The sequence below is a fragment of the Rhizorhabdus histidinilytica genome (genome assembly GCF_900167915.1).
Classification (GTDB): Bacteria; Pseudomonadota; Alphaproteobacteria; order Sphingomonadales; family Sphingomonadaceae; genus Rhizorhabdus; species Rhizorhabdus histidinilytica.
On sequence record NZ_FUYM01000003.1, the window covers coordinates 190,321 to 215,231 of the forward strand.

General features: G+C 68.8%; 20 protein-coding genes. 7 read left to right on the forward strand and 13 right to left on the reverse strand.

Annotation, left to right across the window (positions count from 1 at the left end; all coding sequences use genetic code 11):
* Positions 1-62: 62 nt before the first annotated feature.
* Complete coding sequence (gene pstS, locus B5X82_RS07650; protein ID WP_079647529.1) at positions 63-1,112, reverse strand: phosphate ABC transporter substrate-binding protein PstS; 1,050 nt, start codon at positions 1,110-1,112, stop codon at positions 63-65.
* Positions 1,113-1,488: 376 nt separating this feature from the next.
* On the opposite strand from pstS, the gene B5X82_RS07655 reads away from it, so the two are divergent.
* A complete protein-coding gene (locus tag B5X82_RS07655; RefSeq protein WP_079647530.1) occupies positions 1,489-1,860 on the forward strand; it encodes a hypothetical protein in 372 nt (123 codons plus the stop codon).
* A gap of 115 nt (positions 1,861-1,975) precedes the next feature.
* Here B5X82_RS07655 and B5X82_RS07660 read toward each other — a convergent pair whose 3' ends face one another.
* The 3 genes from B5X82_RS07660 to B5X82_RS07670 all read right to left on the reverse strand — a co-directional run bounded on the left by B5X82_RS07660 (position 1,976) and on the right by B5X82_RS07670 (position 4,123).
* Positions 1,976-2,425 (reverse strand): SRPBCC family protein, encoded by a 450-nt coding sequence (locus B5X82_RS07660; RefSeq protein ID WP_079647531.1) that lies wholly within the window; start codon positions 2,423-2,425, stop codon positions 1,976-1,978.
* A gap of 82 nt (positions 2,426-2,507) precedes the next feature.
* On the reverse strand, positions 2,508-3,752 hold the full coding sequence (locus tag B5X82_RS07665) for an RNA polymerase sigma factor (protein ID WP_079647532.1): 1,245 nt from the start codon (positions 3,750-3,752) through the stop codon (positions 2,508-2,510).
* A complete protein-coding gene (locus B5X82_RS07670; protein WP_079647902.1) occupies positions 3,749-4,123 on the reverse strand; it encodes a YciI family protein in 375 nt (124 codons plus the stop codon). Before B5X82_RS07670 ends, B5X82_RS07665 begins: the two co-directional genes overlap by 4 nt.
* A 206-nt stretch (positions 4,124-4,329) precedes the next feature.
* On the opposite strand from B5X82_RS07670, the gene B5X82_RS07675 reads away from it, so the two are divergent.
* On the forward strand, positions 4,330-5,388 hold the full coding sequence (locus B5X82_RS07675) for an endonuclease/exonuclease/phosphatase family protein (protein WP_079647533.1): 1,059 nt from the start codon (positions 4,330-4,332) through the stop codon (positions 5,386-5,388).
* Positions 5,389-5,410: 22 nt separating this feature from the next.
* Here the strand turns inward: B5X82_RS07675 and B5X82_RS07680 are convergent, their stop codons facing one another.
* Together B5X82_RS07680 and putA are read right to left on the reverse strand one after the other, a co-directional pair.
* A complete protein-coding gene (locus B5X82_RS07680) occupies positions 5,411-6,154 on the reverse strand; it encodes a prepilin peptidase (protein ID WP_079647534.1) in 744 nt (247 codons plus the stop codon).
* 316 nt (positions 6,155-6,470) lie between these two features.
* The gene (putA, locus tag B5X82_RS07685; RefSeq protein WP_079647535.1) at positions 6,471-9,569 is read right to left on the reverse strand and encodes a bifunctional proline dehydrogenase/L-glutamate gamma-semialdehyde dehydrogenase PutA; all 3,099 of its coding nucleotides are present in this window, start codon (positions 9,567-9,569) and stop codon (positions 6,471-6,473) included.
* Between the two features lie 109 nt (positions 9,570-9,678).
* Between putA and B5X82_RS07690 the strand changes: the two genes are divergently transcribed.
* The gene (locus tag B5X82_RS07690; protein WP_079647536.1) at positions 9,679-10,158 is read left to right on the forward strand and encodes an Lrp/AsnC ligand binding domain-containing protein; all 480 of its coding nucleotides are present in this window, start codon (positions 9,679-9,681) and stop codon (positions 10,156-10,158) included.
* Positions 10,159-10,240: 82 nt separating this feature from the next.
* On the opposite strand, the gene B5X82_RS07695 is transcribed toward B5X82_RS07690, so the two are convergent.
* Positions 10,241-12,721 carry a TonB-dependent receptor gene (locus B5X82_RS07695; RefSeq protein ID WP_079647537.1) on the reverse strand — a complete coding sequence of 827 codons (2,481 nt, stop codon included), beginning with the start codon at positions 12,719-12,721 and terminating at the stop codon, positions 10,241-10,243.
* A gap of 250 nt (positions 12,722-12,971) precedes the next feature.
* Between B5X82_RS07695 and B5X82_RS07700 the strand changes: the two genes are divergently transcribed.
* Both B5X82_RS07700 and B5X82_RS07705 read left to right on the forward strand, forming a co-directional pair.
* The gene (locus B5X82_RS07700) at positions 12,972-13,904 is read left to right on the forward strand and encodes an alpha/beta hydrolase family protein (RefSeq protein WP_079647538.1); all 933 of its coding nucleotides are present in this window, start codon (positions 12,972-12,974) and stop codon (positions 13,902-13,904) included.
* Positions 13,905-13,915: 11 nt separating this feature from the next.
* Entirely contained in the window at positions 13,916-14,347 is a 432-nt protein-coding gene (locus B5X82_RS07705) for a DUF5990 family protein (RefSeq protein ID WP_079647539.1), read from the forward strand.
* Between the two features lie 168 nt (positions 14,348-14,515).
* On the opposite strand, the gene B5X82_RS07710 is transcribed toward B5X82_RS07705, so the two are convergent.
* Genes B5X82_RS07710 through B5X82_RS07725 form a run of 4 tightly spaced genes read right to left on the reverse strand, consistent with a single transcriptional unit; the run spans position 14,516 to position 20,744 of the window.
* Positions 14,516-18,049: an error-prone DNA polymerase gene (locus B5X82_RS07710; protein ID WP_079647540.1), complete on the reverse strand. Its 3,534-nt coding sequence runs from the start codon at positions 18,047-18,049 to the stop codon at positions 14,516-14,518.
* Positions 18,046-19,593 carry a Y-family DNA polymerase gene (locus B5X82_RS07715; RefSeq protein ID WP_079647541.1) on the reverse strand — a complete coding sequence of 516 codons (1,548 nt, stop codon included), beginning with the start codon at positions 19,591-19,593 and terminating at the stop codon, positions 18,046-18,048. The genes B5X82_RS07710 and B5X82_RS07715 overlap by 4 nt, the downstream gene beginning before the upstream one ends.
* Positions 19,484-20,281 carry an ImuA family protein gene (locus B5X82_RS07720; protein WP_079647542.1) on the reverse strand — a complete coding sequence of 266 codons (798 nt, stop codon included), beginning with the start codon at positions 20,279-20,281 and terminating at the stop codon, positions 19,484-19,486. The genes B5X82_RS07715 and B5X82_RS07720 overlap by 110 nt, the downstream gene beginning before the upstream one ends.
* Before the next feature lie 55 nt (positions 20,282-20,336).
* Positions 20,337-20,744, reverse strand: coding sequence for a MerR family DNA-binding protein (locus B5X82_RS07725; protein ID WP_235862626.1), 408 nt, complete (start codon positions 20,742-20,744; stop codon positions 20,337-20,339).
* 80 nt (positions 20,745-20,824) lie between these two features.
* Between B5X82_RS07725 and B5X82_RS07730 the strand changes: the two genes are divergently transcribed.
* Positions 20,825-21,568, forward strand: a complete 744-nt coding sequence (locus B5X82_RS07730; protein ID WP_079647544.1) for a MauE/DoxX family redox-associated membrane protein — start codon at positions 20,825-20,827, stop codon at positions 21,566-21,568.
* Here the strand turns inward: B5X82_RS07730 and B5X82_RS07735 are convergent.
* A complete protein-coding gene (locus B5X82_RS07735; RefSeq protein ID WP_079647545.1) occupies positions 21,528-22,460 on the reverse strand; it encodes an EamA family transporter in 933 nt (310 codons plus the stop codon). The genes B5X82_RS07730 and B5X82_RS07735 overlap by 41 nt on opposite strands.
* A gap of 145 nt (positions 22,461-22,605) precedes the next feature.
* On the opposite strand from B5X82_RS07735, the gene B5X82_RS07740 reads away from it, so the two are divergent.
* Complete coding sequence (locus tag B5X82_RS07740; protein WP_079647546.1) at positions 22,606-23,853, forward strand: GGDEF domain-containing protein; 1,248 nt, start codon at positions 22,606-22,608, stop codon at positions 23,851-23,853.
* Here B5X82_RS07740 and ada read toward each other — a convergent pair.
* On the reverse strand, positions 23,831-24,880 hold the full coding sequence (ada, locus tag B5X82_RS07745) for a bifunctional DNA-binding transcriptional regulator/O6-methylguanine-DNA methyltransferase Ada (protein WP_176152504.1): 1,050 nt from the start codon (positions 24,878-24,880) through the stop codon (positions 23,831-23,833). The genes B5X82_RS07740 and ada overlap by 23 nt on opposite strands.
* Between the last annotated feature and the right edge of the window lie 31 nt (positions 24,881-24,911).

Below are 24,911 nucleotides of genomic sequence, written 5' to 3' on the forward strand. Positions count from 1 at the left end.
TTCAAGGCAACGGGGGCGATCCCCTCGCCCCCGTTTCCAGCAACCAAGGCGCCAGCCGTGGCTCAGCGCGGAACGTAAACCGGCTTGGGGCCCGCCTTCACGTTGGTCAACCATTGCTTGCGAACCAGGGTCTTCACGGCCGCCGGCAGCGGCACATAGTCGAGCTGCGCCGCAGAGGCGTCGCCCGCCTTATAGGCCCAGTCGAAGAATTTCAGGACGCTGGCGCCCGTCGCCGGGTTCGCCTGGTTCCGGTAGACAAGGATGAAGGTCGCACCGGTGATCGGCCAGGTCTTGGGGCCCGGCTGGTCGAGCAGCAGGACATAGTTGCCCGGTGCCTTGGACCATTGCGCGCCCGCCGCGGCGGCGGCGAAGTTGGCTGCACCCGGGGCGACGAACTGGCCCGCCTTGTTCTGCAGCAGGACGAAGGTTGCCCGGTTCTGCTTGGCATAGGCATATTCGACATAGCCGATCGAACCCATCGTCTGCTTGACGAAGGCCGAGACGCCGTCATTGCCCTTGCCGCCGATGCCGGTCGGCCAGGACACCGCGTCGCTCGCGCCGACCTTCTTCGCCCAGACCGGGTTCTTCATCGACAGATAGGTGGTGAAGAGGAAGGAGGTGCCCGAGCCGTCCGAACGATGGACGACGGTGATCGGCAGCGGCATCAGCTTCACGCCGGGGTTGAGCCGGGCGATGCGCGGATCGTTCCACTTGCGGATGCCGCCCATGAAGATATCGGCGAGGACCGCGCCGGTCAGCTTGATCTGGCCGGGCTTGACGCCGGGCAGGTTCACGATCGGTACCACGCCGCCCATCACGGTCGGGAACTGGTAGAGGCCGGCAGCGGCCAGCTCGGCGGGCTTCAGCGGCTTGTCCGACGCGCCGAAGTCGACGGTCTTCGCCTTGATCTGCTTGATGCCGCCGCCCGAACCGATGGCCTGGTAGTTCAGGCCGACGCCGGTGGTCGCCTTGTAGGTTTCCGCCCATTTCGCATAGAGCGGCGCTGGGAAGGTCGCGCCCGCGCCCGAGATGTTGGCGGCATGGGCGGACGAAGCCGTGCCCGAGGCGAGGATCAGGGCCGCGCTCAGCGAGGCGACGAAATGCTTGAGCATGAAAGATTCTCCGATGCCGGAGTCCCTCCGGCGCGAGGCCCGCTTAATCCCGGGCTGTTACAGCAATGTTACAGCGGGACGCCTTATGCGGCGGCGGCGAAGCCTATCGCGGCACTGCCGCGTCATCGAACTGACATAAAATTGTAGCATCGGCCAGTTCGTCGCGGGGCCCTCCCCACGGGAACAGCTCATCCGATTTCGATTCAGCGCGACGAAGCCATGGTCGACAACCCGGTGGCGTCAGCCTTTCTGTCAGGGCTGACAGAATAAGTTTTCCCCGATCGCCAGCCTGGACTTGACGAGGATGTAACCGAACGGTACGTGGCCTTTCATACCACGTACCGATCTGTAACATCTTGTCAGGGGACACAATGCCATGGCCTATCTGGGCTTCTCCCCCCTCGATGGGGAAACCAGGACGGCGACGGCCTCCGATGCGGGGCTTTTCTCGTCCACCGAACTCCGCGTGATCGGCCTTGCCGAACGCGTCGACGCGACGCGGGAGATTGCGCCGAACAGCCGTTTCGGCCGTTTCGTCGAATGGGCGCTGGGCGTCCGCCTCGCCCGGCCGCTCGCCGATCCGCGGCTGGAGAGCCTGCGCCGCTTCGCCTCGCTGGCCCGCCACCATGCCAATGAGCTGGGCGAGGACGACGTCGGCAGCTTCCTCGCATCGGGCTATTCGCGCGGCCAGGCGCAGGGCCTGCTCGCCTATCTCGGCAGCGAGGGCCGGCGCGGCCGGCTCGCCTGAACCGAACTCCCCGCCGGATCCCTGCGGCGGGGCGGGGGGTGGGCGCACTGCCCCGTGACGCGGTCCGGCTTCCCCCCATTGGCCGTCGATCGCAGCCCACCCCCAACCGGGTCCTTCAAATGCGCTTCGCCAGCGCCTCCAGCTGGTCGGTCGCGATGCCCCAGCCTTCGTGGAAACCCATCGCCTCGTGCTGGGCCTTGTCCTCGGCGGTCCAGTGGCGGACGATCGCGGTGTAGCGGGTCTTGCCGGCTTCGTCGGCGAAGGTGAGGATGCCGGTCATGAACGGCTTCTCCGACGGTTCCCAGGCGCGGGTGAAGGCGTCGGTGAAGACCAGCTTCTCGTTGGGCACGACCTCCAGATAGACGCCGGGATTGGGCATCTCCTGTCCATCGGGACCGCGCATCACGATCAGGCTCGAACCGCCGGGCCGCAGGTCGACCTCGGCCTTCGACACGCCCCAGGGCGGCGGGCAGAACCATTGCGGGATCAGCTCGGGATCGGTCCAGCAGCGGAACAGCTTCTCGCGCGGGGCGTCGATCAGGCGGGTCAGGGTCAGTTCGTGCATCTGGCATCTCCTATCGTCTGCGTCGGTACGACGATGGCGGCGCGACCGATCCGACAGCCGCTCCACATTTATTTGGTCACGTTCATTTGGGCTGCGATAGCCGGTCGAGCTGCTGGCGGATATAGGCGGCCTCCGCCGCCGAGCCGGCCAGGCCGATCGCCCGGCCGAACGCGGCGCGCGCTTCTTCCGCCCGACCGAGCTGGTCGAGGAAGGCGCCGCGCGCGCCATGATAATAGAAATAGCCGTCGAGCCGCTCGCCGAGCGGCGCGATCAGGTCCAGCGCGGCTTCGGGCCCCGACAGCCGGCCGAGCGCGACCGCCCGGTTGAGCGTCACCACCGGCGAGGGCTGCATCCGTTCGAGCGTCGCATAGAGCCGCTCGATCCCGGCCCAGTCGGTATCGGCGGCGGTCTTCGCCCGCGCATGGAGCGCCGCGATCGCCGCCTGCACCTGATAGGGACCGGGCCGGCGATGCCGCATCGCCTTGTCGAGCAGCGCCAGCCCCTCGGCGATCATCGCGCCGTCCCAGCGGCTGCGGTCCTGGTCCTCGAGCAGGACGACCTGCCCCTCCCCGTCGAGTCGTGCGGCGCTGCGCGCATGCTGGAGCAGCATCAGCGCAGTGAGCGCCTGGATCTCGGGTTCGGACGGGAACAGCCGCAGCAACAGCCGACCGAGCCGGATCGCCTCGCGGCACAGCGGCTCGCGCGCACCGGCCTCGGCGCCGCTCGCCGAATAGCCTTCGTTGAAGATCAGGTAGACCATCGCGGCAACCGCCCCCAGCCGCTCGGCGCGCTCGATCGGCCCCGGCGTCTCGAACGGCACGCCGCCGTCGGCGATGCGCGCCTTGGCGCGGGTGATGCGCTGCTCCATCGCCTTCTCGCCGACCAGGAAGGCGCGCGCGATCTGCGGCACGGTCAGGCCGGAGACGATGCGCAGCGCCAGCGCGATCGCGCCGGTGGCGGGCAGATCGGGGTGGCAGCAGACGAACAGCAGCCGCAATATGTCGTCGCGATACTGGCCCTCGTCGAGCCGGTCGGCGAGCCCCGCCTCGGCATCGTCGAGGTCTGAGAGCTGGTCCTCGGGCGGCAGCGCCTCGGTCCGCGCCGCCTTGCGCACCGCATCGATCCCGCTGTTGCGGCCGACCAGGATCAGCCAGGCGGCGGGATCGCGCGGCGCGCCTTGCTCGGGCCAGCGCGCCAGCGCGCGCAGGCAGGCCTCCTGATAGGCCTCCTCGGCCAGGTCCATGTCGCGGAAATAGCGAAGCAGCGCCGCCACCGCGCGCGGCCGGGCCGATGCCAGCGCCGCATCGATCCAGGCAAGGTCGGTCACGAAGGCTCCACCTGACCGGGCCGGTAGACCATCAACGGCCGCACCTCATGCGCACCGGCCGAGCCGCTCGCCCGGCCTAGCTCGGCCGCGACCTCGATCGCGGCGTCGAGACTGTCGCAATCGACGACGTAGAAGCCGAGCAGCTGTTCCTTGGTCTCCGCGAAGGGACCGTCGAGCACCAAGGGCTCGGCGCCCTTGCGCACCGTGGTCGCGGCGGTCGTCGGCATCAGCCGGGCGACAGGTCCGAGCCGCCCCTCGGCGCGCAGCCGATCCTGCACCGCGCCCAGCCGCGCCATCACCGCCGTTTCCGTTTCAGCACTCCAGGCGCCGACCACCTCTTCGGAATCATAGCAGAGGATCGCGTATAACATGCCCATCTCCTTATCCGGCCGCCGCCATGATCGCGTCGGCGCGCAGGCGGTGCAACCGTCTGTCCTTGAAGACGCGGAACTGACCCGCGATCCGACAGGAACCGCAACGCGCCCGTCAAAAAATCTTCGCCGTGCTCCGATATAGGGGGCGCACCGCAGCGGCCGAGGGGTGCGTGCCGCGCCGACGAACATGCGGAGGATCACCGATGGACGGGATCGTGCGGCAGGGCCTGTCCCGCCGGCAGGGCGTGCTCGTGCTGTTGCTGGGTTGCCTGTTGCTGCTGCTCGCCACGCGCGGTGCGGCGCGGGAGCAGCCCGCCTTGCTCCGGCCCGCCCCGCGCGGCGACGCCGGCCTGTCGGTGATGACCTATAATGTCGAGGGCCTGCCCTGGCCGGCCCGCTTCGGACGCGGCGCCGCGCTGGCACGCATCGGCGAGCGGCTGGCGGCATTGCGTGCGGCCGGCGCCCAGCCGCGCATCGTCCTGTTGCAGGAGGCCTTTTCCGACGACGCCAAGGCGATCCGCACGGCATCGGGCTACCCTTATGCCGCCGTCGGCCCCGACAGCGCGCCCGCCGGCCCGTCGGCGCTTTCCCCCGTCGACAGCGCCTTCGCGGCCGAAGCCTCCTTCCTGAAGGGCGAACGGAGCGGCAAGCTGCTCGACAGCGGGCTCGTCATCCTGTCCGACTATCCGATCCTGTCGGTGCGCCGCGCCGCCTTCCCCGCCACGGCCTGCGCCGGCTTCGACTGCCTCGCCAACAAGGGCATGGTGATGGCGGTGGTCACGGTGCCGGGCGGGCCGGGCCCGATCGCGGTGGTCAACCTCCACCTCAATTCGAAGCGCGCCTCGGGCGTCGCGATCGAACGCGCCGACGCCGCCTTCGGGCAACAGGTCGCGGCGCTCGACCGCTTCCTGGCGGCCAATCATGTCCCCGGCATGCCGATGATCGTCGGCGGCGACTTCAACATCGGCCGCAGCGCGACGCGCCGAGTGATGGTGATGGAGGTGCTGGCGCGCCACCATGGCGCGATGCCGGCCGACGCGCTGTCCGCCTGTACGGGCGCCTGCCGCGACGGCCTGTCCGCCGACGCCCGGGAGGCCCGTCGCCGCGCCAAGGACTGGCAATTCCTGATCCCCGGCGCCGCCGCCGACCTGGCGGTGCGCCGCATCGCCACCCCCTTCGGCCGCGAGGCCGACGGCTCAATGCTGTCCGACCATGTCGGCTACACCGCCTATCTGACGATGGCGGCGACAGACCCGGTTTAACCATCAAGAAGCGCAGTTGAAGTCACCCGGCCTGCCATCTTTGGACCAGCCAGGCACCCCATGCCGCCAACGCCAGGAAAGGGCCGAAGGGCAGCCGCGACGTCGTGCCGAGCCGGCGCCCCGCCAGCAACAGGAGCAGCGCCGCCGCCAGCCCCGCCAGCGCCGCGCCGAGCAGGACGATCGGCAGCATGCGCCAGCCGAGCCACAGGCCGATCGCGCCGAACAGCTTGGGGTCGCCGCCGCCCATGCCCTCGCGGCCGCGCAGGCGGCGATAGCCACGACGCACCGCCTCCAGCAGGAGGAAACCCGCCACGCCGCCGACCAGCCGGTCGGCAAGATCGGGCGGCAGCCCAGCGACTCCGGCACCCAGCCCCGCGAACGCGAGGGCTGCCGTCAGCCGGTCGGGCAGCCAGAAATGCCGGAGGTCGAGCAGCGCCAGGGTCAGCAGCAGCCAACCGAACAGCGCCCCGGCGATCGCCTGTGGAAGATCGGAGGCCGCCGCGACCGCGAGCGCGCCGATCGCGCCGCCGAGCAGTTCGGCCAGGGGATGGACGGAGTCGATCCGGCCGCCACAGCACGCCGCCCGGCCGCGCTGGATCGCATAGCTCAGGACGGGCACGAGCCGCGCCGGGCCGAGCGGCGCGCCGCACCCGTCGCAGGCGGAACGGCCGCGCGCCGCCGACCGGCCCTGCGGCCAGCGGACGACGATCGTCGCGATGAAGCTGCCGAAGATCACCCCCAGCAGCGCGCCTGCCGCGATCAGCATTGCGGTCCCAATCCCCTGCCGCCCGCTGTCATGGGGCCGTCATGCAGTCATGCAATAGGGCCGGGCGGAAGGATAGTGGTCACGCTCATGCGCAATATCGGAAGCTGTCAGTGGAGCCTGCTCGGGCGGTTGCTGATGTTCGCCACCCGCAACGCGACCGCGCCGCAGAATCTGTCTGGAAATGCGCGGAAGAGGGCATTTCGAGGCGGCACCTGCCCGCTCCCCCACCCGGCCTCCCACTCAGTGTATCCTTGATGGGAGGCCGGGTGGGGGAGCGGGCAGGTGCCGCAAAATGCGGTGAAACCGCATTTTCCACTCAAAGATTGAGCAAGGCCGGATCGCCGCCCTGCGCGGTGATGTTCACCGACAAGGCCCGCTCGGTCGCGTAGCGCAGCAGTGCGTGCGGACCGCCGGCCTTCGGGCCGGTGCCCGACAGCCCCTCCCCGCCGAACGGCTGGACGCCGACCACCGCGCCGATGATCGAGCGGTTCACATAGACGTTGCCGGCCGGCACCAGCTCGCGCACCTCCTCGGCGAAGCGCTCGATCCGGCTGTGGACGCCGAGCGTCAGGCCATAGCCGCGCGCCGCGAGCCGCCCCGCGACCTTGGCGAGGTCGGCCGGGTCGTAGCGGACGATGTGGAGGATCGGGCCGAACACCTCGCGCTCCAGGAAGTCGGCGGCGGGAATCTCGGCCATCAGCGGCGCGAAGAAGTCGCCGCCCTCGGGCGCCGCGCATTCGTGGAGGATCACCGCCTCGCGCGACAGCCGCTCGCGGTGCGCGGCGAGCGCCGCCTTCGCCTCGGCGTCGATCACCGGGCCGACGTCGGTCGCGGGATCGGCCGGATCGCCGATGACCAGCGCCTCCATCGCGCCCTTCAGCGTCGCGACCAGCTCGTCGGCGCTGTCGTGCGGCACGAACAGCAGCCGCAGCGCCGAGCAGCGCTGGCCCGCCGAGCCGAAGGCCGACAGGATGACGTCGTCGACGACCTGCTCGCGCAAGGCGGTGGTGTCGACGAACATGCCGTTGAGGCCGCCGGTCTCGGCGATGAAGGGAATGATCGGCCCGTTGCGCGCGGCGAGCTGGCGGTTGATCGCCCAGGCGGTCTCGGTGCCGCCGGTGAAGGCGACGCCGTCGATCCCGGCATGGCCGACGATCGCGCCGCCGACGGTGGCGCCGTCGCCGGGCAGCAGCGCCAGCAGGTCGGGATCGAGCCCCGCCTTGTGGAACAGGCGGACGGCGCGCGCCGCGACCAGCGGGGTCTGCTCGGCCGGCTTGGCGAGGACGGCGTTACCCGCCGCCAGCGCCGCCGCGATCTGACCGGTGAAGATGGCGAGCGGGAAGTTCCACGGACTGATGCAGGCAAAGACGCCCCGCCCCGCCAATTCGAGCTGGTTGGTCTCCCCTACCGGCCCGGGCAGGATCGTGGCCGCGCCGAACTGCCGCTCGGCCAGGTCGGCATAATAGCGGCAGAAGTCGACCGCCTCGCGGACCTCGGCGACGCCGTCGTTGAGGGTCTTGCCCGCCTCGAGCGAGAGCAGCGCGATCAGCGGGTCCATCTCCGCCTCCAGCGCGTCGCCCATCGCCCGCAGCACGGCGGCGCGGCCGGCGCCGCCCAGCCGGTTCCAGCCGGGCTGCGCGGCGCGCGCGGCGGCGATCGCGCGGTCGATGTCGGCGGGGGTAGCGGTCGACGCATAGCCGATCACCCGGCCGCGATCGGCGGGACTCGTCACCGGATCGGACGCGGCGGCGATCAGCCGGCCCTGGACGATCGCGCCGGACGTCTCGCGCTCGCCCGCGGTCAGCACGGTCGTCTTCGCCGCCAGTCCGCGCGCCTCGACCAGCGAATAGTCGCGGCCGAGCGGGTTGCGGCGCGCCGGGCCGTAGATGTCGGCCGGCAGCGCGATCCGCGCATGGCGCTGCGGATGCGCCTCTACCGCCGCGATCGGATCGGCGACCACCAGCTCGGCGGGCACCCGCTCGTCAAGCAGGGCGTGGACGAAGCTGGTGTTGGCGCCGTTCTCCAGCAGGCGGCGGACCAGATAGGGAAGCAGTTCCTCATGCCCGCCGACCGGCGCATAGGCGCGCAGGCGCAGCTCGCCATAGCGCTTCTCGGCGGCGGCGTAGAGCGCCTCCCCCATGCCGTGGAGGCGCTGATGCTCGATCGTCACGCCCGCGCCGTCGGCCATGCCGCGCACCGCCGCGAGGGTATGGGCGTTGTGGCTGGCGAACTGCGGATAGAGCGCCGGGCTCGCGTCGATCAGCGCCTTGGCGCAGACCAGATAGGACAGATCGGTCGCCGCCTTGGTGGTGAAGACCGGATAGTCGGGGCGGCCCGCGACCTGCGCCTTCTTGATCTCGCTGTCCCAATAGGCACCCTTGACGAGCCGCACCATGATCCGCCGCCCGCTGCTCTCCGCCAGCGCGCGGAGCGCGCCGATCACCGCCAGGCCACGCTTCTGATAGGCCTGGACGACGACGCCGAGGCCCTTCCAGCCGCCCAGCTCCGGCTCCTTCACCAGCCGCTCGATCATCTTCAGCGAGATCACGAGCCGGTCGGCTTCCTCGGCGTCGATCGCGAAGTTGAGGTCGTGACGGGCCGCGATCAAAGCGAGCCGCTTGACGCGCGGATAGAGCTCCTCCCAGACGCGCGCCTCCTGCACCGCCTCATAGCGGGGGGACAGCGCCGAAAGCTTGACCGAGACGCCATGGCCCAGCTCGGGCCCGGCGCCATCGGCCGCCTTGCCGACCGCCTCGATCGCATCGGCATAGATCGTCTCGTAGCGCGCGGCGTCGGCGGCGGTGCGCGCGCCCTCGCCCAGCATGTCGAACGAACAGAGATAGCCCTCGCGCCTGGCGCGGGCGAGCGCGTCGCCGATGGTGCGGCCGAGCACGAACTGCTCGCCCATCATCTTGACCGCGGCGCCGACCGCCTGGCGGATCACCGGCTCGCCCAAGCGCGCGGTGATGCGCTTGAGGAAGCCGCCCAGGTCGTTCTTCGCCTCCTCGTCGACGTCTACGAGCCGGCCGGTCAGCATCAGCCCCCAGGTCGAGGCGTTGACGAACAGGCTGTCCGACTGGCCGAGATGGCTGGCCCAGTCGGCCGACCCGATCTTCTCGGCGATCAGCCGGTCGCGGGTGTCGGCGTCGGGGGTGCGCAGCAGCGCCTCGGCCAGGCACATCAGCGCCAGCCCCTCGCGCGTGCCCAGCGAGAATTGCTGGAGGAAGCTTTCGACCACGCCCTGCTTCCTGGTCGCCCCGCGCGCGCCCTCGACCAGCGCGGTCGCCTCGGCGACGACGTCGGCACGGTCCTGGGGGCCGAGCGGCTGGCGCTCGAGCAGGCCGCGGACGACATCGCCCTCGTCGGCATATTTGCCGGCGTCGATCATGTCCCAATTCGAAAGCAGGCTGGCCATCACATCCTCCGGCGATCGGCGACGATTCCCGATACATCTCCATGATATTGCCAATCCTGCCGAAGGTGCTTCATATTATGACACCACGATCCGAATGGATGACTGAATAATGGCGGCCGAACCGAAGCATGTTCCGATCGACGAGACCGACCGCCGCCTGCTGAGGGCGCTGCAGGAGGACGGCCGAATCACCAACCAGGCGCTCGCGCAGCGCTGCGGCCTGTCACCGGCCGCCTGTTTCGACCGGGTGAAGCGGCTGCGCGAGCGCGGCGTGATCACCGGCTATACCGCGCTGCTCGACCCCGAGAAGCTCGACCAGGCGCTGATGATCTTCATCGAAGTGCTGCTCGATCGCACCACCGACGATGTGTTCAGCGCTTTTTCCGAGCATGTCCGCCGCGTGCCGCAGGTGATGGAATGCCATATGGTGGCGGGCGGCTTCGACTATCTGCTCAAGGTCCGCGTGTCGGACATGGCGGCCTATCGCAGCTTCCTGGGCGACATCCTGACGGCGATGCCGGGGGTACGCGAAACCCGCACCTATGCGGTGCTGGAGGAAGTCAAGCTGACCACTCGCCTGGCGGTGTGAGGACGGGCGCCCCGATCGCGACCGCCCATGAAAAAAGCCCGCCGCCTTTCGGCGACGGGCTCCTTCCATCGTTCGAAGCGGATCAGAAGCCGATCGACAGGGTTCCGATCACGGTGCGCGGCGCGCCGATGTTCGCGAAGGTCGTACCGGTGTTCGACAGCGTGCCGTCGAAGCCGCCGACATAGAGCTTGTCGAACAGGTTGGTCACGTTGATCTGGAAATAGGTCTTGTCGTTCAGGCCCGCCCATTCGAGTGAGATGCGCGCGTCGAGATCGACCAGCGTATAGCCCCTGACCTTGGCGCCGTAGACTTGGACGCCGTTCGCGAAGACCGGCAGGTTCTGGTCGTTGACATAGCGCGAACCGGTGCGCTTGGCCTGGACGCCGAGCTGGACCGGGCCGAGATTGCCCTGGATGCGGCCGCCCGCGGTGTAGATCGGAGCGCCCGATTCCCGCTTGCCCTTGGTCAGCGCGACCGTGGTCGCGCTCAGCTCGACATTGTCCTTGATCTTCGACTTCAGATAGGAACCGAAGGCGTAGATCGAGAGCTCGGGGATCGGCGTGTAGGAGATGCTGCCGTCATAACCGTACTTCGTCACCTTGCCGAGGTTCCGGTAAATGGTGACGTTCAGGTCGCGATCATAGGCCGAGGCCAGGCGATCCTTGTAGAGCGTGTACCAGAAGGAGCCCTGCGCCTGGACCTTGCCGGAGCGATAGCGCGCGCCGAGGTCGAAATTGTCGGTCGTCTCGGGGACCGGGTTCGCGCTCGGGGTGTTCCGGGCATAGAAGAAGGAGTTGTACAGGTTGTCGGTGCCCGGAACCTGAATACCCTTGGAATAGCTGCCGAACGCGCTGATCTTCGACGTCAGATCATAGACGAAGCCGATGTTCGGCAGGATCTTGTCATATTTGAAGGTGCGCTTCTGCGGGCCCTGGATCGTCGGGTTGGCCGCCGCATAAGCCGCCTCGCCCGCATCGTTGCCGCTGAAGCAGGCGACGTTGCCGGTGGCGGTGAGCGCGAAGCAGTAGTTGGTCAGCTTGCGCTTGAAGAAAGGCGCGCGGATGCCGGCGTTGATGACCAGGCTGTCGTCCAGGAACTCGCCGCGATACTCGGCCGAGAACTGGTTGAGGATCGCGTAGGACAGGCGATCGCGCTTGTTGAGTACGTTGCCGTTGACGCCGACCAGCGGGTTGTTGGCCGGGAAGGCGGTTTCCTTGCCCGCATCGTCGAGCAGGCCCGCTTCGCCGGTCTGGCGGTGACGGGCATAGTCGAGCGAGTAGTTGACGCGGACGGTGTGGTCGTCGTTCAGATCGTAACGCAGCGACGAGATCAGGCCGTAGCGATCGGTCCGCGTCTGGCTGGGCGCCTGGATGCGGACATTGTCGAGCGCATCGCCATCGCCGTTCAGGTCCTTGCCGAAGAAATAGGACGGCTGCGACGACGAGGAGGCCTGGACGAAGCCCGAATAGCCCTGGGCGTTGAGCTTCTCGCTGGCGACGAAGGTACCGCCGCCATTGGCCTTCACATATTGGTAGCTCGGATCGACGGTCAGCGTCAGCTTGTCCGACAGGGTGAACTTCGAATTGATGCGGATGTTGCCGGTGTTCGACGGGTTGAGGCGATAGTCGAACAGCGAACCGCAGCTGCTGGCCGCGTCGGCGACGCCGGTCACGCCGGGCGCGACGGTGCAGCGGGGAACCGCGAAGAAGCGCTCGTCCTTGGTGAGCGGGAAGCGGTTGGACGAGTCAGTGCCGACGGTGCGGCCGCCGGTGGTATCGACGCGCAGCGGCGAGGAGCCGAAGAAGTTGTTGCGGTTCTGGTTATAGTGGCCGGCGATCGAGATGAAGTCGCCATTGTCGCCGATCGGCTGATAGATCTTGGCGTTGTACTGCGACTTGTCGATCTTGCCGTACTTGCCGAAGATCGCGTCGTTGGTCGCGCGGCTGGCCGCGACGAAGGCGCGGGTGCCCCAGGGCGTGAACACGCCGGTGTCGACGGAGCCGAAGATGCGCATGAAGTCGAACCGGCCGGCCGATCCCATCAGGTTCACGCCGAAATCCTGGGTCGGGTTGCGGGTGCGGTAGTTGACGGTCGAGCCGGTCGCCGCGGCGGTCGGGCTGTCGACGTCGGTGGTGCCGAGGTTGACGTTGACCTGCTCGATCAGCTCGGGGTCGAGCTGCTGGTTCGAATAGAGCGCATAGCCGCCCGAGTCGTTCAGCGGAACGCCGTCGAAGGTCTGCGAGATGCGCTGGTCGTCGAAGCCGCGGATCGTCAGCGTGCCGCCGGCCGAGCCGAACGGATCGTTGTTCTGGAAGCTGACGCCCGGAAGCTGGTTGATGACGTCGTTGATCGTCTGGCCCGGCGTCTGGTGGGTGATGAATTCCTGGGTCAGCACCGCCTTCGACTTCGACGTGTCGGGCGCGATCACGCCGGCGACGCCCCTGTTGATCGACGAACCGGTGACGACGATGTCGTTCTCGAAGTCGATCGAGCCGGTCGACTGCGCATAAGCACCGGAAGCGGCCAGCGCCGAAATGGCGCAGCCCAGCATCAGCTTCTTCATGTATATACCCCTTAGCATCTTCGAGAGCAGTTCGGATGGCGGCCACCTGCCGCGTCGATGTGTCACCCGTGCTGATCTTGGATGACATTTTTGTTACAGCCCCTCATGCTGCGTCGCAATATTCGAGAAAAGCCCCAGCTCGCTCCGATAGGCTATCGCCATTTTATTCCGACACCGTTGTAAATATGTCGCACTGCATTACGACCCCGTCATGCTTCCCCCGTGGGCCCGGGCCCGCTATGGAATCTCCATGCGTTGTCTTTGCTGGCTGTTCTGGCTCGCTCTGTTCCCCACCGCCGCCCATGCGGCATCGCCGATCACCCTGTGCGAGGGGGTGTGGCTCGACGCCACGCGCAGCCGGTCGGTGCCGGTGCGGATCCGCATGCCGGCCGGGCGCGAGAAGGTCGGCGTCATCCTGTTCAGCCACGGCCTCGGCGGCTCGCTCGACGCGGGAACGATCTGGGCGCATGCTTGGGCCGAGGGCGGCTTCGCCGTCGTCAACGTCCAGCATGAGGGCAGCGACAGCGCGATCTTCGGCAAGCCAGGCTTCAAGTCGGCGCTGAATGGAGAGCAGCTCGCCGCCCGCGCGCGCGACATCCAGTTCGTGATCGGCGAGCTCGGCCGGCGGCTGCTCGAAGGGCCGTGCGACCTGCAGCGGATCGACCTCAACCGGATCGGCGTCGCCGGCCACAGCTTCGGCGCCCAGACGATCCAAGCGATCGCCGGGCAGAGCTTCCCGGTCAAGATCGAGCCGCCGCTGAGCGATCCCAGGTTGCGGGCCGCGGTGGGCCTCAGCCCCTCGCCCCCGCTCACCGGATCGCCCGAGAGCGCCTTCGCGACGATCCGCATCCCCTTCCTGTCGATCACCGGCACCGCCGACGCGGTACCGTTCGTCACGCCGATCACCGCGCTCCAGCGGCAGCAGCCCTTCCGACTCATGCCGCCGGGCGAGAAATATCTGCTGGTGCTGAAGGACGGCACCCACGAGATGTTCGCGGGCCAGCTGTTCCGCACCACGCTGAACGGCGAACCGACCCCTCACATCCGCAACACGGTGATCGCGACGACGCTGGCCTTCTGGTACGCGACGCTCGGCCATGACAAGCGGGCGCTGCAATGGCTGCAGAGTCCGACCGGCCTGCGCGCCGGTCTGCCGCCAGGCGACTTCTTCGAAAGCAAGTAGGACCGCGCGCCATGGCCCGGACGGATCGGACCGACATCGCCTTGCGGATCATCATCGAGCGGCCCGTGATCGGCGTGCTCCACAGCCTGCAAGGCAAGGACGATCTTCCGCTGGACCCGAAGAGCTCGCTCGGCGGTGAAGCGCTCGTCTTCGACGTTCCGATCCGCGTGGGGCCCGGCCCCAAATTCTTCGGGGAGCAGGTGCGCCGCGAAGGGCCGGTCCGACGGTTCATCTATATCCGCGTGGGGCAGTTGGCCGGCGATCCGGCTTCCCCCTGGTCGCGCCGGATCAAGATCGACATCCACGACATCGGGGATGCGCTGCTGGATCGTGCGATGCAGGGCGATGCCGTCATCGAAACGACGATCGAGGGCACCGCCGCGGACGGTACGCCGGCCTGCGCGACGGTGCGGCCGGTGGCCCGGCGCCTCGCTCCGCGCTGAGACGCGGGCATTCCCTAGAACGTCGCGCCTTGAATATGACCCGCTCCGCCTGAGGAGCCACTGAGCTTGGCGAAGTGGCGTCTCGAAGGCCGTTCGAGACGGGCTTCGACTTCGCTCAGCCCTCCTCGGGGTGAGCAGATAGGGCGGCCGCGATGCTCTAGGAATCGCTCAATGAAAATCGCGCGACTTGGGCAGGATGCGGACGTTGCGGGGGTGGCTGCCGCGCGGGACATGATCGCGGGGCGGCTGGGGATACTCGAACATGTCGGCCCGTGACAGCTCGATCTCGGCGCGGTGATCCTCCGACAGGCGGTCGAGTTCGGCGGTGCGATCGTGGACGATCGCGCCCATCAGATGGACGACGCCTTCGGGGCTCTTCTGGATCTCACCCTCCACCACCATCAGCCGCGACGCCATCACCTGCCGACGCTGCACCTCGAAGGTCCGCGCCCACAGCAGGACGTTGGTGATCCCGGTCTCGTCCTCCAGGGTGATGAAGATCGCCTTGCCCTCGCCCGGTCGCTGGCGGACCAGCACCACCCCCGCCACCTTGGCGCGGCGGCCGTTCCGGCCCTGCGCGACCTCGGCGCAACTCAGCACGCCCTCGCGACGGAAGACGTCGCGCAGAAACTGCATCGGATGGCCTTTGAGCGACAGCCGGGTCATCTGGTAATCGGCAGTGACATGCTCGGACAGCGGCATCGCCGGGAGCATGGCATCCGGCTCCTCGCCCAGCTCGCGCGCCTTGGCCGCGGCGAACAGCGGCAACTCGCCGTCGGGGGTGCGGCGCGCCTCCCACAAGGCGGCGCGTCGATCGAGCCCGAGCGAGCGGAAGGCGTCGGCGTCGGCGAGCAGGCGCAGCGCGCGGCGCGGCAGCTTCGCCCGGCGGGCCAGTTCCTCGATGGTGGCAAAGGGCCCGTTCACCCGAGCCTTGGCGATATCGTCGGCCCAGACCTCGCGAAAGCCCTCGACCTGGCGGAGCCCGATCTGCAGCGCGAGCCGGTCGGGCGACCCTTCGAGGCTGTTGTCCCAGCCGCTGCGGTTGACGTCGGCCGCGCGCACTTCGACGCCATGTTCGCGCGCGTCGCGGACGATCTGCGCCGGAGCGTAGAAACCCATCGGTTGCGAATTGAGCAGCGCACAGGCGAACACCGCCGGATAGCGGCACTTGAGATAGGAGGAGGCGTAGACGAGCAACGCGAAGGACTGGGCATGGCTTTCGGGAAAGCCATAACTGCCGAAGCCCTTGATCTGTGCGAAGCAACGCTCGGCGAAGTCGCGCGGATAGCCGCGCGCGACCATCCCCTCGACCATCTTGCCCTCGAACTCCGGCATGGTGCCGACATGGCGGAAGGTCGCCATCGCGCGGCGCAGCTGGTTGGCCTCGCCATCGGTGAACCTGGCCGCGACGATCGCCAGCTTCATCGCCTGTTCCTGGAACAGCGGAACGCCGAGGGTCTTGCTCAGCACATCTTCCAGTTCGGGCGCGCCGTCCGGTCCTTTCGGCCCCGGATAATCGATCACAAGCCGCCCCTCGCGCTCCTCCTTCCGGCGTTTGAGATAAGGATGGACCATGCCGCCCTGGATCGGCCCCGGCCGGACGATCGCGACCTGCACGACGAGATCGTAGAGCGTCCGTGGCCGCAGCCGCGGCAGCATGTTGATCTGGGCGCGGCTCTCGACCTGGAAGACGCCGATGCTGTCGCCTCGGCACAGCATGTCGTAGATGTCCGGCTGTTCGGGCGGAATCGTCGCCAATGCATATTGCTTCCCGATATGCGTCTCGATCAGAGCGAAGGCCTTGCGGATGCAGGTCAGCATGCCGAGCGCCAGCACGTCGACCTTCATCAGCCCGAGCGCATCGATGTCGTCCTTGTCCCATTCGATGAAGGTCCGGTCGTCCATCGCGGCGTTGTGGATCGGCACCGTCTCGTCGAGCCGATCCTCGGTCAGCACGAAGCCGCCGACATGCTGCGACAGATGGCGCGGGAAGGTCAGCAATTGCGCGACGAGCATGTTGAGCCGGCCGATCTCGACATTGCCGGGGTCGAAGCCGGTCTCGTGGAAGCGCCTGTCCTCCATCTTCGCGGCATAGCTGCCCCAGATGGTCGAGGTCAGCTTGGCCGCGACGTCCTCGCTGAGGCCCAGCACCTTGGATATCTCGCGCACCGCGCTGCGCGGGCGATAGTGGATGACGGTGGCGGCGATGCCGGCGCGATGACGGCCATAGCGCCGATAGACATATTGCATCACCTCCTCGCGCCGCTCATGCTCGAAATCGACGTCGATATCGGGCGGCTCGTTGCGGTCCTCCGAGATGAAGCGCGAGAAGAGCAGCTTGTTCTCGACCGGATCGACCTCGGTGATGCCGAGGACGTAGCAGATCACCGAATTGGCCGCCGATCCCCGCCCCTGGCAAAGGATCCTGTTGTCGCGGGCAAAGGCGACCACGTCACGGACGGTCAGGAAATAATAGGCATAGCGCGCGGCGCGGACGAGCTTCAGCTCGGTCTCGACCAGGTCGAGCACCTTCCGGTCGGGATTGGGCCCATAGCGCCAGGCTATGCCCTCCTCGACCAGATGTTCGAGCCAGCCCTGCGGCGTCCAGCCTTCGGGAACGGGTTCGTGTGGATATTCATATTGCAGCTGCTTCAGATCGAAATCGATCCGGTCGAGCAGCGCGACGCTCTCGGCGACGGCCTGCGGATGATCGCCGAACAGCCGCGCCATTTCCTCTCCGGGCTTGAGATGCCGTTCGCCATTGGCCGCGAGCCGCGTCCCCGCCTCGTCGAGCGTGAGGCCCAGGCGGATGCAGGTGACGACGTCGTGGAGCGGTCGCTGGCCGGGCGTGGCGTAGAGCGCGTCGTTGGTGGCGAGGGACGGGACGCCGACCTCCTTCGCCAGGCGCGCATAGGTGGCGATCCTTCGGCGATCGCGCCCCGAATAGGGCATGGACAGACCCAGCCAGACCCGATCCGGCGCGGCGCGCTTGAGGATGGAGAGCGTCCTCTTCACCGCGTCATCCCAGCCCCTCGACTGCCTGCAAGGCAGGCGCTCGGGATGGACTTCGGCCTTCGGCCGAAGGCTGGGATCCATGTCTGTGCTCTCGCGAGATGCGGCCGGAGATGGATCGCCCTCCACCCGCACGCCATCGACCGTGGCGAGAGACATGGGCCCCAGCCTTCGCTGGGGCGACGCTTCGGGGGAGGAACGCTCTCCATCCCATGTCGGATGCGGCCGCGCGCCCTCCTCGCCCAGCGCCATCCCCTCGCCGCCCGGCATCACGATCAGCAGCAGGTCGTCGAGATGGCCGAGCAGGTCGTCGAGGAAGAGGATGCAGTCGCCCTTGATCGCGCGGCGGTTGCCGGTGGTCAGCAGCCGGGTCAACCGGCCCCAGCCACGCCGTGTCGCGGGATAGGCGACGATGTCGGGGGTCCCGTCGACGAAGACCAGCCGCGCGCCCGTCGCCAGCTTGAACGGGATTGCGGGAAGCCCAGCCGCCGCCGCCTTGGCCTGCGCCTTGCGGAGCGCGTCCCACGCCCGCACCACCCCGGCGACGCTGTTGCGGTCGGCGATGCCGATGCCGGCATGGCCGGCCGCCATAGCCGCGGCGACCATGTCCTCCGCCGGGGAGGCTCCGCGCAGGAAGCTGTAGTTGGTCGCCGCGACCATCTCGGCGAAGGGAAAGGCCCCGGCGCTCATGCGAACAGGCCGTGGATATACCAGGCGGGCTGCTCCGCCTCGCGCCCGTAGAGGCCCAGCCGGAACAGCCAGAAGCGCCGGCCCTTGCCGTCCTCGACCCGGAAATAGTCGCGGCTGAGGCCGGCATTGTCGGCACGGCGCCACCATAGCGCGCCGATCCGCTCGGGCCCCTCGGCCAGCGTCACCTCGTGCAGCTCGCGGCGCCAGCGGAAGCGGCTCGGCGGGCCGTCGGGGACGCCGGCCATCACCTCGATCGGCTGGGGCGGATCGAACAAATGGGTCGGGCGCAACGGCGGCTCGCCGGCCTCCAGCGCGGGCCAACCGCCCGCCGGGCCACCCTCGATCGCGGGAAAGGCGAACGCCGCCTGTTCGGGGACATGGCTGTCGCGCGGGGCCAGCCGCCGCACCCGATGGCGGCCGAGCCGGGTCGATAGCCGGTCGAGCAACTGCGCCAGCTCGCCTTCCGCCAGCGCGCCGCCTTCGAGCGGGAGCTGGAGCGGGTCGAGCGGCTCGAACATCGGCACCGACAGGCGCACCAGATCGAAGCCGAAACCGGGATCGACCGGATCGGCGAGCGCCGCCAGCCGCTCGTCGAACAGCCGCATCACCACCCTGGCGTCGCGCACCGGCAGTCCCGTTTCGATCCGCAGCGCGCGCACCAGCCCGTCGGTGCGAAAGAGCTGGGCTTCGAACCGCCGGCCGCCGCGATGCGCCTCCTCCATCCGCACCGCCGCTTGGCCGACCAGTTCGCCGATCGCGGCGAGCGCGCCTTCGGTGCGGCCGATCGGCTCGGCGAAGCGCCGTTCGAGCATCAGTGCTGGTTCGGGCCGGCGCGGGGTAATGCGGATGTCACGCTCGCCCACGATCCGGCGCAGCCGGTCGGACGCCCCCTCCCCGAAGCGCGCCGCGAGCAGCCGTGCCGGCCGCGCTTCCAGATCGCCGAGCCGCCTGAACCCCGCCCGGCGGAGACCGACGATATCCTGCCCGTCGAGGCCGAGCGCCTCGACCGGCAAGGCCCCAAGCGTCACTCCGGCGACGCCCCCTGGACGATAGCGCGCCAGCGCATGGGCGGCATCAGGCGTGTCGGCCAGCGCGCTCAGCACCTCCAGCCCCAGCCGGCCGAGCCGCGTGACAAGATCGTCGCGCAATGCCGTCTCTCCGCCGAGCAAATGGGCGCAGCCGCTGATGTCGAGCAGCAGCCCGTCGGGCGGGTCGAGCGCGACCATCGGGGTGTAGCGGTCGCAGCCGTCGGCGATGCGTTCGAGGAAGCGGGCGTCGGCCTGGGGATCATGATCGGTGACGCCGAGATCGGGCAGGCGCGCGCGGGCGTCGGCGAGGCTGAGGCCCGGGACCATGCCCAGCGCCAGCGCCGCCCGGTTGACCGCGGCGAGGCATATCGCCCCCTTGCGTTTCTCGACCAGTGCGAAGGGCGCGTCAGGCGGAAAGCCGCTCCGGCGCCGCGCCGCCCGCGCCAGCCGGTCGGCCGGCAGGAAGGGGAAGAACAGCGCCAGATAGCGGCGCTTGTTCGAAGCTGTGCTCGTCACGGTTCCACTCCAGCCACGCGCTCAGGCCATCCAGCCCCCCGCGATGGCGCAGCAATTCGATTCCGATCGCCGGATGCCCCGGCGCCCCCGCCTCCAGCGCCGCCGACGCGCGCGACCGCACCCGCCAGCGGCTATAGGCGGCGCTCGGCCCCGGCTCCGCCTCGGCGCGGAGCAGCAACACCGTCACCCCCGATTTCTCCGCCGCGACCGCCAACCGGCGACTGGCCGTCAGGTCGAGGCCGCGCGCCGCCTTCCACGGCTCGATCAGCAGCGCGCCGACCTGCGGGCAGCGGACCGCGTCACCCGCCGCGCGCAGCAGCGCCGGCTCGTCGGGCGCGACGACCTCGATCAGCCGCGCCGGATCGAAGCCGAGATCGGCGAGCCCCGGTCCGTAGAGCGTCCCCGCCGCCTTCACCGCGCCCTCCTGCCGCAGCCAGAGCAGCGGCTCGGACCCGGCCCCTCCCCCCGCGCGCATCGCCAGCATCAGCGCGGCGCCGGCCAGTGCCGCGCGATCGTCGGCCTCAGCCGCGAACAGCTCGTGCAGGCGCCCCTTCGGCAGGCCGCCGCCGAGCTGCGCGTCGAGGTCCGCCGCGCCCAGGGCGAACAGCGCGCCTTCGGCGGGCCTCGGCCCTTCGATCGCGCCGACGCGCGCGCGAAGAGCGGCCAGGATGGACGGCGACTCACGCATGTTCTACTTTTGTTCTTATACTCTCCCCGCCGGGGGACGAGTCAAGGGGAAGCACTCAGCCGTCGAAGGCGGTCAGGATCGGACACGGCCCGTCCTGCGTCGAAGCGCAGGCGCCCGCCATCCGACGCAGCGCCTCGCGCGCCTGCTGCAGCTTCGCGATCTCCGCGTCGATCGCGCCGATCCGCGTCTCGGCCAGCTCGCGGGCGCGCTGCCGGTCCTGCCCCGCATCGAGCGCGAGCAGCTCGGCGATCTCACCCAGCGTGAAGCCCGCCGCCTGGGCCGAGCGGATGAAGCGCAGCCGGCGGACGTCCTCCGCGCCATAGCGGCGGATGCCACCCGCCATGCCCGACCCGTGCGGTCGGCGCGGCTCCGCCAGCAGGCCACGCCGCTGATAATAGCGGATCGTCTCGACCCCGACGCCACCGGCACCGGCCAGTCCCGAAATCGTTAGTCCCGCAGCCATCGGCGTCACCCCTTGCAACCGTACCATGGTACGGCCCCTAGATAGGGCGCATCGTTATTGGTTCAACCGAAGGAATGCCCATGGATACCGCCGACCGGCCCACCGCCATCCTCTATCGCATGGTGATGCCGGACCATGTCTGCCCTTATGGGCTGAAGGCGCTGCACCTGCTGCGCAGCCGGGGCTATGCGGTCGATGACCGCTGGCTGCGCACCCGCGAGGAGACCGACGCCTTCAAGGCCGAGCACGGCGTCAAGACGACGCCGCAGGTCTTCATCGGCGGCCGGCGGATCGGCGGCCATGACGACCTGCGCCGCCATTTCGGACTGAAGGTCGCCGAGCCCGGCGCGACCAGCTACCGCCCGGTCGCCGTGCTGTTCGCGATGACCGCGCTGATGGCGCTGGCGGCGAGCGTGGCGGCGTTCGGATCGCCCTTCACCGTGCAGGCGGGACAATGGTTCATCGCCTTCAGCATGTGTGCGCTCGCGCTGCTCAAGCTCCAGGACGTCGATCGCTTCGCGACGATGTTCCTCAACTACGACCTGCTGGCGCGCCGCTGGGTGCCCTACGGCACCATCTATCCCTATGCGGAGGGGCTGGCCGGCGTGCTGATGGCGGCGGGCGTGCTGACCTGGCTGTCGGCGCCGATCGCCTTGTTCATCGGCGGCATCGGCGCCGTGTCGGTGTTCAAGGCGGTCTATGTCGACAAGCGGTCGATCAAGTGCGCCTGCGTCGGCGGATCGTCGAACGTGCCGCTCGGCTTCGTGTCGATGCTCGAGAACGTCATGATGGTGGCGATGGCGGTGTGGATGCTCGCGATGTGAGGACCAGGCGCGCGGCGCGCGGCCACAGCATGTTGAGCGCGAGCCCGCCGATCACCAGCGCCGCGGCGGCGATCTTCCAGGCCGGCAGCGCCTCGCCGAGGACGAGGGCGGAGGTGGCCATGCCGACGACGGGGACCAGCATCGCCGTCGGCGTGATCGCCGCCGCAGGGTGGCGCGCGAGCAGCCAGCCCCAGGCGGCATAGCCGAACATGGTGTTGCCGACCGACTGCCACAGCACCGCCGCCCAGGCGGTCGGCCCGGCATGGAGGATCGCGCCGGCGATCGCCGGCCAGCCCTCCGCCGCCAGCGCGAGGAGGAACAGGGGCGGCACCGCGAACAGGCTGGCCCACACGACGAAGCCGAGCATGTCGGTCGCGCCGCTCGCCTTGGCGACATGGTTGCCGATGCCCCAGCACAGAGCCGCGACCAGCGTGAGGGCGAGGCCGAACAGCGTCGCGCTGGCATCACCATGCTCGATGATCAGGGCGATCCCCAGCACCGACAGCGACAGCGCCACGATCTGGAACGGCCGCAGCGCCTCGCCCGAGAACAGCATCGCCAGGACGATGGTGAAGAAGACGTGGCTCTGCACGACCAGCGACGCCAGCCCCGGCGAGATGAAGCCATCCATCGCGATGTAGAGCAGCCCGAACTGGCCGACGCCGATCAGTACGCCATAGGCGGCCAGCGACCGCCACGACACCCTTGGACGACGGATGAAGAAGGCGGCCGGCACCAGCGCGAAGAAGAAGCGCAGCGCGGCGAACAGCAGCGGCGGCAGCTCGTCGAGCGCGACCCGGATGACGGTGAAATTGGTTCCCCAGACGAGCACGACGCCCAACGCCAGCAACAGGTGCGACAAGGGAACGCGATGATGGCCGGCATCGTTCATGGCGCGAGGCCTATCGACAGGATTGCCGTCTGACCATCCGGACAATCGGCTTTTATTGTCACCCTTCAAGCGGGGCAAACGCGCTATTGAGGGGCGTAGGGCGACATGGCAGGGTCGATTTTCAAACCGGGGGTTCCTTCAAGATATGTACGGCTTCTTCGCCTTGCTCGTCCATGGCGTCATCTACTCGATGGTCATGGGGGCCGTTTTCAGGACGCGGCACAGCACCGGGCTCGGCGTCTTCTTCTGCCTGCTCGGCACGATGCACTTCCTCGAGACCTATCTGGCGGCGACCTTCTTCATCGAACTGCCCTTCGGCCTGATCTCGCCCGGCTCGACCGTGATGTTCACCGGCAAGCTCGCCTTCTTCCTGCTGCTCTACATCAAGGAGGATGCCGAGGTGATGCGGCAGCCGATCTACGGCCTGCTCGCCGGCAACGTCCTGATGATCGCGCTGGGCCTGATCCTGCGCCTCTACGGACAGACCGCGAACCTGCCGGGCTATAACCCGGACTTCAACTTCGTCGACCAGATGGGCCTGCTCATGGTCGTGGGCTCGCTGCTGCTGTTCATCGACCTCATCGCCCTCGTCATCATCTATGAAAGGCTCGGCCGGTCGATCGCGAAAACCGTTCCGATGCGCATGTTCATCAGCCTGTCGCTGGTGCTGAGCTTCGACCAGGCATTCTTCTACCTGGGGCTGCATTTCCTGGCCGGGGTGCCGTCCTCGGCCTTCTTCGGGGGATGGATCGCCAAGATCGCCGCGGCCGCCTTCTTCAGCCTGGTGATGACCGTCTATCTCCACGTCTTCGAGCGGCAGCCGCTGCCCGCTCGAGCGCGCAGCGCGGGCGACGTGTTCGATCGGCTGACCTATCGCCATCGCTACGAACGGCTGGTGGAGCGGGTCGGCCGTGATGCGCTGACGGGGCTTCTGGACCGCGGACAGCTCGATGCGAAAGGCGCGGAGATGCTCCAGGCCGCGGCCCGATCGAACGCGTCGCTCAGCCTGATGATGATCGACATCGACCATTTCAAGTCGGTCAACGACAGCCACGGCCACGTCGTCGGCGACGGCGTGATCCGCACGATCGCCGAGACGATCGCCGCCACCAAGGGCGAAGGCGCCGAACTGTTCCGCTATGGCGGGGAGGAATTCGCCCTGCTGTGCCCGCAGGCGCTTCCGGAGGCCATGGCGCTGGCCGAACATATCCGGGCGGCGGTGGCCGACAACCGCCATCCGGAACTGGAGCGAACGATGACGGTCAGCATCGGCATCGCCGCCTTTCCCACGCACGCCAGGACCTTCTGGAGACTGATCGAGAAGGCCGACGCCGCCCTCTATCAGGCGAAGGCGGCCGGGCGGAACAGGGTCAGTCCCGCGCTTCCTTCCTGAGCAGGGCGCGCTTGCGTTCGACGCCCCAACGATAGCCGCGGTCGGAACCATCGCTGTGGACCACGCGGTGGCAAGGAATGGCGATCGCGATCTTGTTGGCGGCGCAGGCGGCGGCGACGGCGCGGGCCGCGCGCGGCTCTCCCATGGCGCGGGCGACGCCGGCATAGCTTAGCGTCTCGCCGGCCGGGATCGCCTGCAGCGCCTGCCAGACGCGGCGCTGGAATGCGGTGCCGCGGATGTCGAGCGGCAGCGACAGGCCGCGCTCGGGCTCCTCGACCAGCGCGACGACGGCGTCGATCGTCGACTGGAAATCCGCGTCGGCCTCGATCGTCCGCGCATTGGGGAAGCGGCGGCCGAGATCGGCGACCAGCTCGGCATCGTCGTCGCCCAGCATGATCGAGCAGATGCCCCGCTCGCTCGCCGCCGCGAGCACCCGGCCGAGCGAACTGTCGCCGATGCCGTATCGGATCCCGGCCGCCGCCCCGCCCTTGCGATAGGCGCCGGGCAGCATGCCGAGCGCGCCGTTGGCCGCCGCATAGAAGCGGCCGCTCGATCCGAAGCCGGCGTCGTAAAGCGCCTCGGTCACCTGCGCGCCCTTGCCCAGCGCATCGCGGACCTTCCGCGCACGATGGGCATCGGCATAGCCCTTGGGCGTCAGCCCGGTGACCGCCTTGAACATCCGGTGGAAATGATGCGGGCTGAGCCCCGCGCCGTCGGCCAGCTCGCCTAGCGACAGCGGCTCCTCGGCCGCCTCGATCCGCCGGCAGGCCGCCGCGACGATCGCCGCCTGGCGCTCGGCGAGCGGCGGCTCGGTCGGGCGACAGCGCTTGCACGGCCGGAACCCCGCCGCCTCGGCCGCCGCCGGATCGGCGTGGAAGGCGACGTTGCGTGGATTGGGGGTACGTGCCGGGCAGCTCGGCCGGCAATAGACGCCGGTCGTCGCCACCGAATAGACGAAGCTCCCGTCGGCCCCGGCATCGCGGGTGACGAGCTTCATCCAGCGCGGATCGTTGACGGTGGTGTCCATCAGCATCTCATGACCTTTCCCACATCATATG

Excerpts from the sequence above, each read along its gene's own strand:
- B5X82_RS07720 (WP_079647542.1), bottom strand. The coding sequence starts at position 20,281 with ATGCGTGAGTCGCCGTCCATCCTGGCCGCTCTTCGCGCGCGCGTCGGC.
- B5X82_RS07670 (WP_079647902.1), bottom strand. The coding sequence starts at position 4,123 with ATGTTATACGCGATCCTCTGCTATGATTCCGAAGAGGTGGTCGGCGCC.
- B5X82_RS07740 (WP_079647546.1), top strand. The coding sequence starts at position 22,606 with ATGTACGGCTTCTTCGCCTTGCTCGTCCATGGCGTCATCTACTCGATG.
- ada (WP_176152504.1), bottom strand. The coding sequence starts at position 24,880 with ATGGACACCACCGTCAACGATCCGCGCTGGATGAAGCTCGTCACCCGC.
- B5X82_RS07705 (WP_079647539.1), top strand. The coding sequence starts at position 13,916 with ATGGCCCGGACGGATCGGACCGACATCGCCTTGCGGATCATCATCGAG.
- putA (WP_079647535.1), bottom strand. The coding sequence starts at position 9,569 with ATGGCCAGCCTGCTTTCGAATTGGGACATGATCGACGCCGGCAAATAT.
- B5X82_RS07680 (WP_079647534.1), bottom strand. The coding sequence starts at position 6,154 with ATGCTGATCGCGGCAGGCGCGCTGCTGGGGGTGATCTTCGGCAGCTTC.
- B5X82_RS07700 (WP_079647538.1), top strand. The coding sequence starts at position 12,972 with ATGCGTTGTCTTTGCTGGCTGTTCTGGCTCGCTCTGTTCCCCACCGCC.
- B5X82_RS07695 (WP_079647537.1), bottom strand. The coding sequence starts at position 12,721 with ATGAAGAAGCTGATGCTGGGCTGCGCCATTTCGGCGCTGGCCGCTTCC.
- B5X82_RS07730 (WP_079647544.1), top strand. The coding sequence starts at position 20,825 with ATGGATACCGCCGACCGGCCCACCGCCATCCTCTATCGCATGGTGATG.
- B5X82_RS07660 (WP_079647531.1), bottom strand. The coding sequence starts at position 2,425 with ATGCACGAACTGACCCTGACCCGCCTGATCGACGCCCCGCGCGAGAAG.
- B5X82_RS07710 (WP_079647540.1), bottom strand. The coding sequence starts at position 18,049 with ATGAGCGCCGGGGCCTTTCCCTTCGCCGAGATGGTCGCGGCGACCAAC.
- B5X82_RS07725 (WP_235862626.1), bottom strand. The coding sequence starts at position 20,744 with ATGGCTGCGGGACTAACGATTTCGGGACTGGCCGGTGCCGGTGGCGTC.
- B5X82_RS07675 (WP_079647533.1), top strand. The coding sequence starts at position 4,330 with ATGGACGGGATCGTGCGGCAGGGCCTGTCCCGCCGGCAGGGCGTGCTC.
- B5X82_RS07690 (WP_079647536.1), top strand. The coding sequence starts at position 9,679 with ATGGCGGCCGAACCGAAGCATGTTCCGATCGACGAGACCGACCGCCGC.
- B5X82_RS07655 (WP_079647530.1), top strand. The coding sequence starts at position 1,489 with ATGGCCTATCTGGGCTTCTCCCCCCTCGATGGGGAAACCAGGACGGCG.
- pstS (WP_079647529.1), bottom strand. The coding sequence starts at position 1,112 with ATGCTCAAGCATTTCGTCGCCTCGCTGAGCGCGGCCCTGATCCTCGCC.
- B5X82_RS07735 (WP_079647545.1), bottom strand. The coding sequence starts at position 22,460 with ATGAACGATGCCGGCCATCATCGCGTTCCCTTGTCGCACCTGTTGCTG.